The sequence below is a fragment of the Pseudomonas sp. R38(2017) genome, assembly GCF_002112395.1.
GTDB lineage: Bacteria > Pseudomonadota > Gammaproteobacteria > Pseudomonadales > Pseudomonadaceae > Aquipseudomonas.
In genome coordinates, this window is record NZ_NEHN01000015.1 from 15,261 (window position 1) to 30,193 (window position 14,933).

At 62.1% G+C, this 14,933-nt stretch carries 16 protein-coding genes and 1 tRNA gene; 13 read left to right on the forward strand and 4 right to left on the reverse strand.

Annotated features, from left to right (window positions below; genetic code table 11):
• From CAF87_RS27970 to leuD, 8 genes are all read left to right on the forward strand, one after another.
• Positions 1-945, forward strand: a complete 945-nt coding sequence (locus CAF87_RS27970; RefSeq protein ID WP_085734028.1) for a DUF58 domain-containing protein — start codon at positions 1-3, stop codon at positions 943-945.
• Positions 942-1,439, forward strand: coding sequence for a DUF4381 domain-containing protein (locus tag CAF87_RS27975; RefSeq protein WP_085734027.1), 498 nt, complete (start codon positions 942-944; stop codon positions 1,437-1,439). Before CAF87_RS27970 ends, CAF87_RS27975 begins: the two co-directional genes overlap by 4 nt.
• Positions 1,432-2,511, forward strand: coding sequence for a VWA domain-containing protein (locus tag CAF87_RS27980; RefSeq protein WP_085734026.1), 1,080 nt, complete (start codon positions 1,432-1,434; stop codon positions 2,509-2,511). The genes CAF87_RS27975 and CAF87_RS27980 overlap by 8 nt, the downstream gene beginning before the upstream one ends.
• On the forward strand, positions 2,508-4,244 hold the full coding sequence (locus CAF87_RS27985) for a tetratricopeptide repeat protein (RefSeq protein WP_085734025.1): 1,737 nt from the start codon (positions 2,508-2,510) through the stop codon (positions 4,242-4,244). Before CAF87_RS27980 ends, CAF87_RS27985 begins: the two co-directional genes overlap by 4 nt.
• Entirely contained in the window at positions 4,241-5,881 is a 1,641-nt protein-coding gene (locus tag CAF87_RS27990) for a BatD family protein (RefSeq protein ID WP_085734024.1), read from the forward strand. Before CAF87_RS27985 ends, CAF87_RS27990 begins: the two co-directional genes overlap by 4 nt.
• Positions 5,882-6,017: 136 nt before the next feature.
• Entirely contained in the window at positions 6,018-6,143 is a 126-nt protein-coding gene (locus CAF87_RS29145) for a hypothetical protein (protein WP_256576072.1), read from the forward strand.
• Positions 6,144-6,259: 116 nt separating this feature from the next.
• A complete protein-coding gene (leuC, locus tag CAF87_RS27995; protein WP_085734023.1) occupies positions 6,260-7,681 on the forward strand; it encodes a 3-isopropylmalate dehydratase large subunit in 1,422 nt (473 codons plus the stop codon).
• A gap of 3 nt (positions 7,682-7,684) precedes the next feature.
• Complete coding sequence (gene leuD / locus CAF87_RS28000; RefSeq protein WP_085734022.1) at positions 7,685-8,293, forward strand: 3-isopropylmalate dehydratase small subunit; 609 nt, start codon at positions 7,685-7,687, stop codon at positions 8,291-8,293.
• A gap of 39 nt (positions 8,294-8,332) precedes the next feature.
• Here the strand turns inward: leuD and CAF87_RS28005 are convergent, their stop codons facing one another.
• Positions 8,333-9,250: a LysR substrate-binding domain-containing protein gene (locus tag CAF87_RS28005; RefSeq protein WP_085734021.1), complete on the reverse strand. Its 918-nt coding sequence runs from the start codon at positions 9,248-9,250 to the stop codon at positions 8,333-8,335.
• A gap of 559 nt (positions 9,251-9,809) precedes the next feature.
• Between CAF87_RS28005 and CAF87_RS28010 the strand changes: the two genes are divergently transcribed.
• The 5 genes from CAF87_RS28010 (at position 9,810) to CAF87_RS28030 (ending at position 13,125) form a co-directional block, all read left to right on the forward strand.
• Positions 9,810-9,995: a DUF1843 domain-containing protein gene (locus tag CAF87_RS28010; RefSeq protein ID WP_085708738.1), complete on the forward strand. Its 186-nt coding sequence runs from the start codon at positions 9,810-9,812 to the stop codon at positions 9,993-9,995.
• A 34-nt stretch (positions 9,996-10,029) separates the two neighbouring features.
• Positions 10,030-10,662, forward strand: a complete 633-nt coding sequence (locus tag CAF87_RS28015; RefSeq protein ID WP_085708430.1) for a DUF1842 domain-containing protein — start codon at positions 10,030-10,032, stop codon at positions 10,660-10,662.
• 42 nt (positions 10,663-10,704) lie between these two features.
• Positions 10,705-11,283 carry a DUF1842 domain-containing protein gene (locus CAF87_RS28020; protein WP_085734020.1) on the forward strand — a complete coding sequence of 193 codons (579 nt, stop codon included), beginning with the start codon at positions 10,705-10,707 and terminating at the stop codon, positions 11,281-11,283.
• Between the two features lie 102 nt (positions 11,284-11,385).
• Positions 11,386-12,849 carry a GDL motif peptide-associated radical SAM/SPASM maturase gene (locus CAF87_RS28025; RefSeq protein ID WP_085734019.1) on the forward strand — a complete coding sequence of 488 codons (1,464 nt, stop codon included), beginning with the start codon at positions 11,386-11,388 and terminating at the stop codon, positions 12,847-12,849.
• Positions 12,850-13,050: 201 nt separating this feature from the next.
• A tRNA-Gln gene (locus tag CAF87_RS28030) sits at positions 13,051-13,125 on the forward strand.
• A 50-nt stretch (positions 13,126-13,175) separates the two neighbouring features.
• Here CAF87_RS28030 and CAF87_RS28035 read toward each other — a convergent pair.
• The 3 genes from CAF87_RS28035 to CAF87_RS28045 form a co-directional block, all read right to left on the reverse strand.
• Entirely contained in the window at positions 13,176-13,568 is a 393-nt protein-coding gene (locus CAF87_RS28035) for a DUF1801 domain-containing protein (RefSeq protein ID WP_085734018.1), read from the reverse strand.
• Positions 13,569-13,722: 154 nt separating this feature from the next.
• Entirely contained in the window at positions 13,723-14,064 is a 342-nt protein-coding gene (locus CAF87_RS28040) for a hypothetical protein (RefSeq protein ID WP_085734017.1), read from the reverse strand.
• An 85-nt stretch (positions 14,065-14,149) separates the two neighbouring features.
• Positions 14,150-14,794: an ATPase gene (locus CAF87_RS28045; RefSeq protein WP_085734016.1), complete on the reverse strand. Its 645-nt coding sequence runs from the start codon at positions 14,792-14,794 to the stop codon at positions 14,150-14,152.
• Positions 14,795-14,933: the final 139 nt, after the last annotated feature.

Sequence of the window (14,933 nt, forward strand, 5' to 3'; positions counted from 1 at the left end):
ATGAACGCCTCCCTGCCGTCCGAACCCGGTATCCGCATCTCCCTCGCCGAATTGATCGAGATGCGCCACCGCGTACGCGAAGTGCAGCTGTTTTCCACGCCGAGCCAGCGCAGCCCGCTGATCGGCCTGCATCACTCGAAATTCCGCGGCCGTGGCGTCGACTTCGATCAGGTGCGGGTCTATCAGGCCGGCGACGACGTGCGCACCATCGACTGGCGCGTGACTGCGCGGACTCAGGAGCCGCACACCAAGCTGTTCCATGAAGAACGCGAGCGGCCGATTTTCATCATGGTCGAACAAAGCACGCGGCTGTTCTTCGGTTCCGGGCTGATGTTCAAATCGGTGCTAGCGGCGCAAGCCGCGGCGCTGATCGGCTGGGCCGCGCTGGGCCACAACGACCGGGTCGGCGGACTGGTGTTCGGCGACAACGAGCATTACGAGATCAAGCCGCGCCGCAGCAAGCAGAGCCTGCTGCAACTGCTCAACCGGCTGGTGAAGGTCAATCAATCGCTGCACAGCGAGCGGGAGCCGGATCGCGATGCGTTTGGTGTCGCGTTGCGCCGGGCCCGTGAAGTATTGCGTCCGGGCAGTCTGGTGATCGTCATCTGTGACGAGCGCGCCTTGAGCGACAGCGCCGAGCAGCAACTGAGTCTGCTGTCGCGTCATTGCGACCTGCTGATGCTGCCGCTGTCCGATCCACTGGATCACGCCCTGCCCGCCGCCGGGCTGCTGAGATTTGCCGAACGCGGCGCGCAACTGGAACTCGACACCCTCAACTTCGACCTGCGCCAGACCTATCGCGCCCAGGCCGAAGCACGCATCGCCCGCTGGGAATTGCTCGCGCAGAAGCTGCGTGTGTTGCTGATGCCGTTGAGCACCCAGAGCGAAATGGTCGAGCAGATGCGCGAATTCCTTAATCCGCAGCGCCCGGGGAAAGTTCGATGAACGGCCTCGAACAACTGCAACCGCTGATTTCCCCGCCACCGATTGCCTTCTGGCCGCCAGCGCCGGGCTGGTGGCTGCTGCTTTTGCTGCTGCCGCTGATCGGCTACGCGTTGTGGCGTCTGCGCCGTTTCATTCCGATCAAGAAAAAACCCGTCGTGCGCGCCGAGATTCCACTCGATCCAGTGCGCATCGCTGCACTTGCCGAACTGGCGCAAATGGTCAAACCCTATGACGGCGCGCCGGCTGGCGCCTGGCTGCAACAACTGAACGGCCTGCTAAAACGCCTGTGCCGCAACCATTACCCCTACAGCCAGAGCCATACGCTCAACGGGCGCAAATGGCTGGCGTTCCTCGACAACCGTTGCCCTGCCGCCGGCCTGACTCGCTGGATGGTGCTGGTGGAAGGCGCCTACAAGCCCGAATGCAAACTCGACGACAAGGCCATCGCCGGCCTGACGCAAGCCGTCGACACGTGGATCCGCAAGCATGTTTGAGTTCGCCTGGCCGTGGATCTTTGTGCTGTTGCCACTGCCGTGGCTGATGCGCCTTGTGCTGCCCGTGGCGGACAGCGGCGAGCCGGCGCTGAAGGTGAGTTTCCTCGGTGACCTCGAAGGCCTCGCCCGCCGCCGCGCCCGGGCCAATCTGCCGGCCTGGCGTCAGCAAGCACCGTACATGCTGCTGTGGTTGTTGCTGCTGATCGCCGCCGCCCGCCCGCAATGGCTCGGTGAGCCGCTGCCGATTGCCGCCAGCGGTCGCGATCTGCTGGTGGCGGTGGACGTGTCCGGCTCGATGGATTTCCCCGACATGCAATGGAACGACGAAGATGTCAGTCGCCTGTCGCTGGTCCAGCATTTGCTCGGTGACTTCCTGGAAAGCCGCGACGGCGACCGGGTCGGTTTGATCCTGTTCGGCAGCCAGGCTTACCTGCAAGCACCGCTGACGTTTGACCGGCGCACCGTGCGCGTGTGGCTCGACGAAGCGCGGATCGGCATCGCGGGCAAGAACACCGCGATTGGCGACGCCATCGGTCTGGCGCTCAAACGCCTGCGCATGCGCCCGGCGCAGAGCCGCGTGCTGATTCTGGTCACCGACGGCGCCAACAACGGCGGGGAGATCGAACCGCTGACCGCCGCAAAACTGGCGGCCAACGAAGGCGTGAAAATCTATCCGATCGGCATCGGCGCCGACCCGGAAGAAAGCGGTGCCACGGCACTGCTTGGCGGTAACCCGACCCTCGACCTCGACGAGCCGGCGCTCAAGGCCATTGCCGACGCTACCGGCGGCCGCTACTTCCGCGCCCGCGACGGCAAGGAACTGCAAGCGATCAAGGACACCCTCGACCAACTGGAACCGGTGGCCCAGCAACCGACCCAGGCGCGCCCGGCCCAGGCGTTGTATCAATGGCCGCTGGCATTGGCGTTGCTGTTGAGCATGTTGCTGGTCGCCCGCGAATTGTGGCCGGACAACCCGCTGCAACGCCTGTTCACCAAGGAGCTGTATCTGCAAAGCCCCCTGCCTGACTGGCGCGAGCGCCTCAAGCGTTTGCGTCTGCGGAGGCGCCGATGATCGCCCTCTGGCCGCACTGGTTCCGTCCTTGGTGGTTGCTGCTGTTGCCGCTGCTCGGCTGGTTGATCTGGCAGCTCTGGCACCGGCAGAAACGCGCCGGACGCTGGCAGATGATTCTGCCGCCGGCGTTCCATGCCGCATTGCTCAGTGGCGGCAGCGGTCGCGACAGCAAGTTGCCGTGGGTTGCATTGGGTGTCGCGTGGTTGCTGACCATTCTGGCGCTGCTCGGGCCGAGCTGGGAGCGGGTCGAACAAACCAGCCAGAAGCCGGCGGATCCGCTGGTGGTGGTGCTGGAGCTGACCCCGGAAATGCTCGCCACCGACTCGCCGCCGACACGCCTGGAGCAAGCTCGGCGCAAGCTGTTCGACCTGCTGAAAGCGCGCAGCGATGCGCAGACCGCCATCGTCGTTTATGCCGGCAGCGCCCACACGCTGGTGCCGCTGTCGGATGACTTGGCCACCAGTCGCAATCTGCTCGACGCCCTCAAACCATCGCTGATGCCGGAAAGCGGCCACCGTGCCGATCTTGCAGTGAGCAAGGCGCTGGCGCTGCTGGAACAAGGCGCGCTGGGCCAGGGACGTATTCTGCTGATCGGCTCTTCGTTGTCCGATGAAGAACGCCAGGGCATTCGTCATGCGTTGAGCGGGCAATCGGCGCAATTGCTGATGCTTGGCATCGGCACCGCCGAGGGCGCGCCGATTGCTCAGGAGGACGGCAGTTTCCTCAAGGACGCCCAGGGTGCGATCCGCGTGCCGCAACTCGACAGCCCCGGCCTCGGTGCATTCCTCAATTCCGTAGGTGGCGAGTATCACAGCGCGCGGCTGGATGAATCGGACTTGCGCAGCCTCGGCCTGCTCGATGGTCCGCGCAGCCTGCGCAATGACGGCCAGACCCTGCGTCTCGACACTTGGGCCGATCAGGGTTACTGGCTGCTGTTGCCGTTGTTGCTGCTGGCCGCGTGCGCCGGGCGCCGTGGCTGGTTGTTCTGTCTGCCGCTGCTCTTCTGCCTGCCGCAACCGAGCTACGCTTTCAATTTCGAAGACCTGTGGCTGCGCCCCGACCAACAGGGTTTGCATCTGCTGAAACAGAAGCGTCCGGCCGAGGCTGCGCAACACTTCGAAGACCACCAATGGCAAGGGCTGGCGTTGTACGAGGCCGGCGATTACAGTGGCGCCGCCCAGCGTTTCGCCGAAGGCAGCGATGCCCGCGCCCACTACAATCGTGGTAACGCACTGGCGAAAAGCGGCGAGCTGGAAGCGGCCATCGACGCCTACGAACAGGCCCTGGAGCTGCAGCCGGACTTGCGCCCGGCGCTGACCAACAAGGCGCTGGTGGAAAACCTGCTCAAGCAGAAAAACACTCCGCCGCCAGCCGAGCCCGAGAAACAACCGACGCAGCAAAACGTGCCGGGCGACGAACCACCGCCCGCGACCGCGCCGCCACCGGCGATCAAGAATGACGCGCAAAGTGAGGCCCAGCCTGCGGAGTCAGCCAGCGAACCGCCGCCGACTACCCCGCCGCAACCGGGCCCCGATGAATTGCCGGACAGCGCACCGGACGCGGAACAGAACACGGCCCCGACGCTGAGCCCCGGCGAGGACAACCTCGAAGGCGAGCAGCGCCAGGCACTGGAGCAATGGCTGGGCAAGATCCCGGACGATCCGGGCGAACTGCTGCGACGCAAATTCTGGTACGAACAGCAACAACATCAGGATCAGGAAAACACTCGATGACCCGTTTCACCGCTCTCTTGCTACCCCTGCTGATCTGCACGGCCACCGCTCAGGCTGCCGAGCTGACGGCCAGTGTGGATCGCAGTCGCCTGAACTCCGGCGAGACGGTGGAGCTCACCCTCGAATCCAACGACGTCACGCAGTTCGGCAAGCCTGATCTAACCCCGCTCGAACCGCTGTTCGAAGTGCGCGGCACGCGTCAGGTCAACCAACTGAACACGCTCAACAACGAGAACCGCGCCACCACCCGCTGGATCATCACCCTGCTGCCGAAACAGAACGGCAGCGTTGAGATTCCATCATTGAAACTGGGTGAAACCCAGAGCCAGCCGATCACCGTGCAGGTGGTGGAAAGCGACGTCACCGAAGAAAAGAACGTGCTCGACCCGGTGTTCATCGAGTCCAGCCTCGACCAGTCCAGCGTCTATGTTCAGGCCCAGGCCGTCCTGACCCTGCGCATCTACCATTCGGTGTCGCTGTACGATGACAGCAGCGTTACCCCGTTGCAGATCACCGATGCACGGGTTGAGCAGTTGGGCGATACACGCACCTACGAAAAAGACATCAACGGCGTGCGTCACGGCGTGATCGAAATGCGCTATGCGATCTTCCCGCAGCACAGCGGTTTGCTGACCATCACCCCGCAAACCTTCAGTGCCACGCGGGTGGACACCCAGCCTGCCAAGGACGCCAACGCACAGGGTCCGAAACCGGGCAAAGTGTTACGAGTGACCTCGACGGAAATCCCGCTGACGGTCAAACCCAAACCGATCACTTATCCAGCCGACGCGCCTTGGCTGCCGGCCCGCAGCCTGAGCCTGAGCGAAAGCTGGAACCCGGAACCGGATCACACCCAGGTCGGCGACTCCCTGACCCGCAGCCTGACCCTCAAGGTCGAAGGCCTGGCCAGTTCGCAACTGCCCGCCCTGCCGGCCACCGAGGCCAACGGCCTGCGTCGCTACCCGGACCAACCGGTGCTCAACAACCAGAGCAGCGAGCGTGGTTTGATCGGCAGCCGTGAAGAGCGCGAAGCCCTGGTGCCGAGCCGCAGCGGTTCGATCGAACTGCCGACCGTGGACGTGGTGTGGTGGAACACCTTCGAAGATCACCTGGAACACACCAGCCTGCCGGCCCGCACCCTGCAAGTGGTGACCAACCCGAGCCTGCAGGTCGACACCCCGGCCGGCAGCGCACAATCCTTCAACGCCGCCGACAGCGAAGCGCTGTGGTGGTGGAAACTCAGCACACTGATCCTGGCCTGCACCACCCTGCTCGGCTTCGGCCTCTGGTGGCGTGCCCGCTGGCAACCGGCAATCCTGCGCGCCGCGCAAACCGGCCCGAGTCCGCGCACCCTGCTCGACGACATCAAACGTGCCAGCCAGGCCAACGACCCCCAGGCCACCCGCCAGGCCCTCGACGCCTGGGCCCGCCAGCAACCGGAAACCCTGGCCGACATGGCCGCCCGCTTCGTGCCACTGTCCGACGCACTCGACGGTTTGAACGGCGCGCTGTACAGCGAGACCGGCCAGCATTGGCAGGGTGAGGATTTGTGGCGCGCGATTCGCACGATTCCGACGGCGGAGCGGGTGCAGGATCCGGTGGGCGATAGCGGGTTGCCGCCGCTTTATCCGAAGTAGGCCTGCTGATCGTCAGTGTCTGCACTGAAGTGCAGAGGGCGCGGATATCCGTCCCTCCGCTCCGGAGCTGGCAGACATCGACCTCACCGCGACAACCAACGCGCCATTAACCGGACCGGGCGCCGCGCACGGAAAAATGACCTACACAGTGTTCGCCAGCCACCACGGCATGCTGCCGTCACTGCGCATGCTGATGGACTTCATGGCCGAACAGTTCGAATTGCTCGACGACCCGATGCGCGGAATGCGCGCCAAGGCTTGAGGCAATTACTCACATTCCGTGTTCAACCACTTAACCAAAGCGCTCTTGATGCCGTTTCTGCGATCAATATTCTGTCAGTAGCCGTTTTTTGCCCCTGACAGAAAAGAGCCAACGCCATGCCCAGCCCCAGAACCCTGTACCAGAAACACATCGACAGCCACACCGTCTGCGATCTCGACGATCAGGGCCACGTGCTGCTTTACATCGACCGCCAGGTCGCCAACGAATACACCAGCCCGCAAGCCTTCAGCGGATTGCGCGACGCCGGACGCAAAGTCTGGCGGCCCGCTGCGACATTGGCGGTGGTCGATCATGTGAACCCCACGGCGCCGATGCGCATCGCGACCATGCCCGACGCCGGCGGTGCGCGGCAGGTGTCGTATTTCGAAGAGAACTGCCGCGACTTTGGCATCGAGCTGTTCGATGTGCTGGACAAGCGCCAGGGTATCGAACACGTCGTGGCGCCGGAACAGGGTTTCATTTTGCCGGGCATGGTGGTGGCGGCCGGTGACAGCCACACCACCACTTACGGCGCACTGGGCGCTTTCGGTTTTGGCATCGGCACCTCGGAAATCGAGCACCTGCTGGCGACGCAGACCCTGGTCTACAAACGCCTGAAGACCATGCGGGTGACGGTGAACGGCGAGATGGGTGCGGGCGTCACGTCGAAAGACATCATCATGGCGCTGATCGAGCAGATCGGTGCTTCAGGGGCCACCGGTTATGCCATCGAATTCACCGGCCCGGCGATCAGCGATCTCAGTGTCGAAGCACGCATGACCATCTGCAACATGGCCGTGGAGGCCGGCGCCCGTGGGGCGTTCATGGCACCGGACGACAAGGTCTTCGCCTATCTGCAACTCAAGCCGCGAGCGCCCAAGGGCGAAATCTGGGAGCAAGCGGTCGAGCGCTGGAAAGGCCTGCACAGCGACTATGGCGCGGTGTTCGACAGTGAAGTCAGCCTGGATGTCTCGGCTCTGGAACCGATGGTCACCTGGGGCACCAGCCCGGATCAGGCCGCTCCGGTCGGCGGACGAGTGCCGGACCCGGCCAGCCAGCCCGACCCGATTCTGCGCCAGGGCCTGCAACGCGCCCTCGATTACATGGGCCTGACACCCGGCACGCCGCTGAGCGAAGTGGTCATCAGCCACGCCTTTATCGGCTCCTGCACCAATGCGCGGATCGAAGACTTGCGTGACGTTGCCCGCGTGGTGCGCGGCAAGCACGTGGCGCCCCACGTGCGGGCGATGATCGTGCCCGGCTCGACGCAGGTTCGCGATCAGGCGGAAGACGAAGGGCTGGCGCAGATCTTTCGCGACGCCGGTTTCGAATGGCGGCAATCGGGTTGCTCGATGTGCCTGGCGATGAACGACGACGTGCTCGCGCCCGGTGATCGCTGCGCGTCCAGCACCAATCGCAACTTCGAAGGTCGTCAGGGCGCCGGGGCGCGCACGCACCTGATGAGCCCGGCAATGGTCGCCGCAGCCGCCATTACCGGACATTTGACTGACGTTCGCGCCTTCGCGCCAGGAGTTTGAGCCATGCAACCGTTCACCACCATCAGCGGCAGCGCCGCGCCGTTTCTGGCGGCCAACATCGACACCGATGTGATCATGCCCAAGCAGTTCCTCAAGGGTATTGATCGCCAGGGTCTGGATCGGGGGCTGTTTTTCGATGTGCGTTTTCTCGCCTCCGGCGAACCCAACCCTGACTTCGTACTCAATCAACCGGCCTGGCAGGACGCCACGTTTCTGGTGACCGGCCCCAATTTTGGTTGCGGCTCCAGCCGTGAGCACGCGGTGTGGGGTTTGAAGCAGGTCGGGATCCGGGCACTGATCGGCACCACGTTTGCCGGGATCTTCTACGACAACTGTCAACGCAACGGCGTGTTGGCGATTCAGCTCGATGCCGCGCAGTTCAAGAAAGTTGCCGACATCATCAGCGTTCCGGCGACCGCGCATGTCCGTGTGAACCTGCCCGAGCAGACCATCGAACTGGCAGACGGAACACGGATCGCTTTCGAGATTGATGAACTGCGCAAACAGTCACTGTTGCTGGGGCTGGACGCCATCGGCACGACGCTGCAGCGGGCCGGGCAGATTCGCGCGTTTGAAGCGCGCCATCTCGCGGAAAATCCCTGGCTGGGCTGAACACAAAAAACCGGGTGGCTCACTGAACCACCCGGTTTCTCATTCGACGGACAAGTCGCGGAAATACTCTTCGAGAAACTCCACACACACCCGCAACTTGGCCGACTCGCTGAGCCGTGTGGGGTACACCGCCCAGACATTGGCGCTCTGGGTGTAATCCGCCAGCACCTGCACCAGCCGCCCCTGTTCGAGCATCGGTTTGACGTCCCACATCGAGCGCAACAGAATTCCGCCGCCGCTCAAGGCCCACTCCATCACGATTTCGCCACTGTTGGAGGACAACGGGCCGCTGACCCGCACCGATTCTTCTTGCCCGTCGCGGGTCAGGTTCCAGATGCCGAATGAATTGTTGCGCTCCTTGAGCACCAGGCAATCGTGGTCTTTCAGGTCTTCAAGCGATTGCGGTGTGCCCCGGCGTTCGAGGTACCCCGGCGTGGCGCACAGCACCCGCCGGTTGCTCACCAGTTTGCGCGCCAGATGCTGGCCCGGCAGATCATCGCCGACGAGAATTTCCAGATCAAAGCCCTCGCCCACCAGATCGACCACGCGGTCGAACACGTCGAGCCGAATGTCGAGTTTCGGGCACGTTCGGGACAGTTCACTGATCGCCGGCGCGACGTGATTGCGGCCGAAACCGAAGCTGCTGCAAATGTGCAGCGAACCCGCCGGCTGGTGCCGGGCCTGGGCAATCTCGCCGAGAAAATCATCGAAATCACCCAGCAGTTTCTCCGCCCAGATCCGCACCCGCTCGCCGTCGTCGGTCAGTGCAATGCGTCGGGTGGTGCGGTGCAACAGTTTTGTCGAAAGCGTGGTTTCGAGCACTGCGACGCGCTTGCTGACGTACGCCGGCGAATAGCCCAACTCGTCGGCGGCGCTGGCGAAGCTGTTTTTGCGGATGACGGTGAGGAAGACCTTTAGGTCTTCGGGCAAGGGAAACTGGTCACGATTCGTGTTCATACAGCGCGCTTATCCACTGCCTGCTTCATGATTCGCGCAGGATAGCAGCGGCCACGACCGTTCGGCGCTTTTTCTGGCAGGCCCCGGTAAACAGGGCTAGGGTTGCGTGGCTGGCGATATGCTGGCCACTGGGCAATCGTCTCTCGACGAACGCCATCAGCAGCACTGGAAGAAAAATCAGGGATGGTTTTTGTGCTTGCGGGTTAATGCACTCTTGATGAGTGAACAACCTATCCCTGTGTTTCGTTGCTTTCTATCAAGGACAGAAAGATGACCAACGTACAGGCGAACTTCTCTTGCCCTCTGCCACGGCAGACGCGCCTCCCGACTCCGAGCAGCAGGCCGGACAGCAGACCGGACGGTTTCGGCTGACGCCCACGGCGTCGCATCGGCGCCCATTCAATCACCACGATTTGACGGATCCGGACGGATCAGGCCTTCACCTCGCCAGGCACCACTGTCGCCAGTGTTTCCTGCCGCTGGCTGTCGCCTGCCTGTCAGGAAAGACGCCCCTCGCCTGAAGGGGATGTTCGGCAACCACCACGAGGAAACCCTCGATATGACTGGCTCAAAACACAACATGCCGCCTTACGGCGTCGCCATCCAGAGCGCCATCACGGGAGGCGATCTGCAACAGATGAAGACTTTGTTGAAGCAGCGCGATTCAACGAAGCCGGAAGCGAAGGAGCTGCAAACCGCGTACGAAAAACTGGCCAAAGAAGTTTCCCGTCTGGAAAAACACTAAGGCCATCAACCACATTGCAATGGAGGCAATTCACATGTCTGGTTCAGTTCAGCAACAAAATGTCGGCTTGTTCCCCGTGAGCTATCGGATCGGAACGGGTCAGCCGGGGGCCCAAAGCCTTGCGCTCAACCTGCTGGTTTCCACACCGCAGCATGAAGTCAGCGGCACCTCCGCCATCACTCAGGCAACCAATCCTCCGCTGGACATCGATTCGGATGTCTGGGGCGAATACACCTACTTGACGGTCATGAAGCCCGGTGTCAGTAAAATCCTGATTACCGCCGAGGGCAATGAAGGCGGCCCCGGCTCCAACTCCATCGTGAACTTCAAGATTCAGCTGGTGGTCGGCACCGACTGGCGTGAAGGCGTGGCCAATTACGAGTATTTCGACGGGCAACGCTGGCACGAACTGAACAACGTGCCGGCCCATCTGGTCGAGGTGCCCTCGAATGTCTTCCAGCCGTTCCATCCCGGCCCGGTGATTCTTCCGCATCCGCCGATCCTGCCGCTGTATGCCGCACCGATCCAGAGCGCCATCGCCAGCGGCGACCTGGCCCAGATGAAAAACCTGGCGAAGCTCGCCCAGCAGCAACTGGATCAGCAACCCCAACTGCAAAAGGCACTGGACGCCGCCAAGAGCGAAATCAGCAAGTTGCAGGCCCGCTGATTCGACCACTGAGTCCGCCATTCACTTAAGGGAGTAAGCACCATGTCGATTGGACTTTTTCATACCCGCCTCATCGCCAGTAATTCCTTGCTCGGCGCACCGGTCCTGACCCTCGACCTTGTGGTCGATACCGTGCGTAAAAAAGTCAGCGGCGCTGCCAGCGTCTTTCAAAGCACCTGGCCGCCGGTCAATTTCCATGCCCGGGTCTGGGGCGACTATTCCGAAGCCCGGCTGACCCCATCGACCGAGAATTACATCATTCTCACCCTCGATGGCAGCCCAAGCGGTCCGCTGAGCCAGATTGCGCAGACCTTCAGCCTCAAGGGCATCCTCGACGACTGGACCAGCGGCTTTGTCGATTACCGTTACAACGAGGGCGGCCAGTGGCATTACGTGAGGCACGTTGCCGTGCATCAGGCGCCGACCATCGAGCCGCAACCCCACGAGCGTCACTTCCAGCCGCTCTACGCCGTGGCCGTGCAGCAGGCGCAAACCAGTGGCGATCTGGCGCAGCTGAAAACCGTGGTGCAACAGGGCGAACAGCAACTGGCCCATCAGGGCGCATTGCGCAGTGCCCTTGAGCAACTGAACGCAGAAATCGCGCGTCTGGAAGCACGCTAAACCGCAGGCCCCGGGCGAGGTCACTGCTGGCCTCGCCCGGTCTGCGGCGAATCGAGGTCAGTCCAATCGTGCCGCGCACAGGATCGTGCGCAAGGATCTCCCATGACAGACATCCGCCCTGCCCGCTACCTCAGTGACACCGATCTCAAACGCTACGTGCCGGTGCACGTGGTCTGGGAAATCACCCTGGCCTGCGACCTCAAATGCCTGCATTGCGGCTCACGCGCCGGGCATCGACGCCCCGATGAACTCAACACCCGTGAATGCCTCGATGTCATCGATTCCCTCGCCACCCTCGGCACCCGCGAGATCACCCTGATCGGCGGCGAAGCCTATTTGCGCAAGGACTGGACGCAACTGATCCAGGCCATTCACGACCACGGCATGTACTGCGCGATCCAGACCGGCGGACGCAATCTGACGCCGGCGAAGATGCAGGCCGCTGTCGATGCGGGCCTTAACGGGGTCGGGATCTCTCTGGACGGACTCGCACCGTTGCACGACAAGGTGCGTAACGTGCCCGGTTCGTTCGACAAGGCGGTCGACACCCTGCGCCGGGCCAAGGCGTCCGGGCTGGCGGTGAGCGTCAACACCCAGATCGGTGCGGCCACCTTGCCTGACTTGCCGGAGTTGATGGACACCATCATCGAACTCGGCGCCACCCACTGGCAGATCCAGATCACCGTGGCCATGGGCAATGCCGTGGATCACCCGGAACTGCTGCTGCAACCCTATCAATTGCTGGAAGTGATGCCGCTGCTCGCGCGCCTGTACCGCGAAGGCGTGGATCGCGGCCTGTTGATGAACGTCGGCAACAACATCGGCTACTACGGCCCTTACGAACATTTGTGGCGTGGCTTCGGTGACGAACGCGTGCACTGGAGCGGCTGCGCGGCGGGTCAGACCGTACTGGCGCTCGAAGCCGACGGCACGGTGAAAGGCTGCCCGTCACTGGCGACCGTCGGTTTCTCCGGCGGCAACGTGCGCAACATGAGCCTGCACGATATCTGGCATTACAGCGAAGGCATTCACTTCGGCCGTCTGCGCTCGATCGACGACCTGTGGGGCTATTGCCGCAGCTGCTATTACAACGACGTGTGCCGGGGCGGCTGCACCTGGACATCGCACTCGCTGCTGGGCAAACCCGGCAACAACCCATACTGCCATTACCGCACCCTGGAATTGCAGAAACGCGGACTGCGCGAGCGCATCGTCAAGATCGAAGACGCGGCGCAGCGCTCTTTTGCTGTCGGGCGCTTTGACCTGATCACCGAACGCATCGACACCGGCGAGCAGGTCAGCAGCGTCAGCGACAGTGGCCAGGTGATCAAGCTGGCCTGGGTCAATCAGGGCCAGAAAGCGCCTGAGGAAGGACGCATCCCTGTGCAACTGGCGCTGTGCCGCAGCTGCCTGCAATACATCCACCCTCACGAATCGATCTGTCCGCACTGCCACGCCGATGTCGCGGCCGCCGAGGCCAGGCACCAGACGGACCGCGCCCGTCAGCAGGCGATCATGAACACGTTGACGGGTTTGTTGGGGGTGGCGCCGAGTACGTTGGTGTGAAATCGGGTCCAGGCGCCTGCAGGATTCGGGCGCCTGGACCGCCAAGATGGCTCGAAAATCCGGCCCTTTCAGCTACTCCGGGAAATAAGTGGCTGTTTTCCATGAAATTTATTTGTCTGAGGGGTTCCCAGAACGCAAGAGCGCTGGTAAAGTGCCGCCCACTGTTGCAGAGGTCCTCTCGGGACTGAACACAATAGCTACAGGGGCGTCGCCAAGCGGTAAGGCAGCAGGTTTTGATCCTGCCATGCGTTGGTTCGAATCCAGCCGCCCCTGCCATTTTTTCCTCGTTTCACCCTCCTCCGTTTCATCTCTGCCTCAACGGCAAATCATTTTCTTGTATTCAACGTAATCGCCGAACACACCAGTGCTTTCAGTGCCTTTGCATCGATCTCGTCGTGTTCGTGAACATCAATCGCCCGCCGGGTATTGCCGTCCAGACTGGCATTGAACAACCCCGAGGGGTCCTCCAGCGCAGCACCTTTGGCAAAGGTCATTTTCACTACAGCCTTGTAGGTCTCCCCTGTGCAAATGATGCCACCGTGGGACCAGACCGGAACGCCCCGCCACTTCCACTCCTCGACAACCTGCGGGTCGGCCTCGTGAATGATCGCGCGAATCTCGGCCAGTTTTTGGCCACGCCAGTCGTTCAGTTCAGCGATTCTGGCGTCGATCAGCGCAGAAGGCTGTTCCGCCTCTGTGTCGATGCTGTTTTTCTTCATAGGCCCTTACTCCCGAGAAACCTTGTTCGCTTTCCAGCGTAGCGCCGAATGAGCTAAACGCCGGGCAAAAAAAGCCCCGCAAGGTGCGGGGCAAAGAAATTGGTTGGTTGCGGCCAACCAAAGGAGCATCGTCAAAAACGTTGACTGTCAGGCGTTACAGACAATCCTGGGCTGCCCGTTCAAAACTCGACGGCATGAAACTGGAAGCCAGCAAGTGGCGCTCGTACAAAAACACCTTGCCACCGTCCTGTGCCTTGTAGGCTTCCAGCACGTTGTCGGCCGACACCTTGCTCGGCACCACGATCCGGTAGCTGCGCTGGGTCTGGGAGACCGTCGGGTTCATCGCATGACCCTGCAATTTCGGCACGACGCATTCGGCGTACTGGGCCGGGGTCTTGTGCGTCTGCAAGGTCAGCGTCGGGTCATTCGGCGCGGAGGCGCAGGCGGTCAGCAGCAAAGTGGCAGAAGCCATGGCAGGGATAAAAAAGGCACGCATGGATAAAATCCTGAAAATAAAAGGTTCGGTTCTCAAGCAACGTTCAGCGTCACGAGCGCGGCCGTTGCGGTTTTAATAAAAGTGTTCAGCCCGCACTCACCAGGGCCTTGAGCGAATCATCGAACTGCTTCAAGGCGCTGAATTGCAGGTCGCGTTGTTTTTCGATCTGGGCTGCAATCTCGGGCACTGCCTTGTTGTGAACCCACACCGATGGCATCTGTTTTTCCACCGCACCTTCGGCCTTGCCGATGTATTGCAAGTTGGCGTCGTAGAAACGTGCGGCGAAGCGCGCTTCGACCTGACTGTTGCGCTGGGTCAGCAGACGGTTGTGGGTGTCGAGCATCACCACCACGTCCGGATGGGCCTGCACCAGTTGATCCAGGCTGTCGTAGACCGTCACCGAGAGAAACTGCTGTTGCAGCGAGCTCATCAACCAGTCGATGGCCAGTTCCGGGTCGGAACTGTTGACGAAGGCCTCGCGGATCCGCGCATCGAGCGCATCCTTGGCACCGTTCACCGCCACGTCGTGGTAGCGCTCCAGGTATTGCTGGTTCTCCAGCGTATTTTCGCTGTACAGCACGCCCACGGTTTGCGAGTGCTGCAGCCCGCTGCTGGCGCCGCCGATGGGAAGAAAATGGCACGTACCGGCGTCGGCTGCGTAAGTCGGTGCAGTGGTGGCTACCCCGCCCATCAGCAGGGCGACCAAAGCCAGTCGGGTCAAAGTCTTCATCGCGCAAATTCCTTGAGCTGCGTTTCGATGAAGGCGATTTTCCGCCTGTCGGCCACAAAGCAGAACTTGCGTTTCTTGATGGTCACTATTACTTGAACCAATAGTTGCCCACCGTGCAGACTGCTGCACACTCGAACAC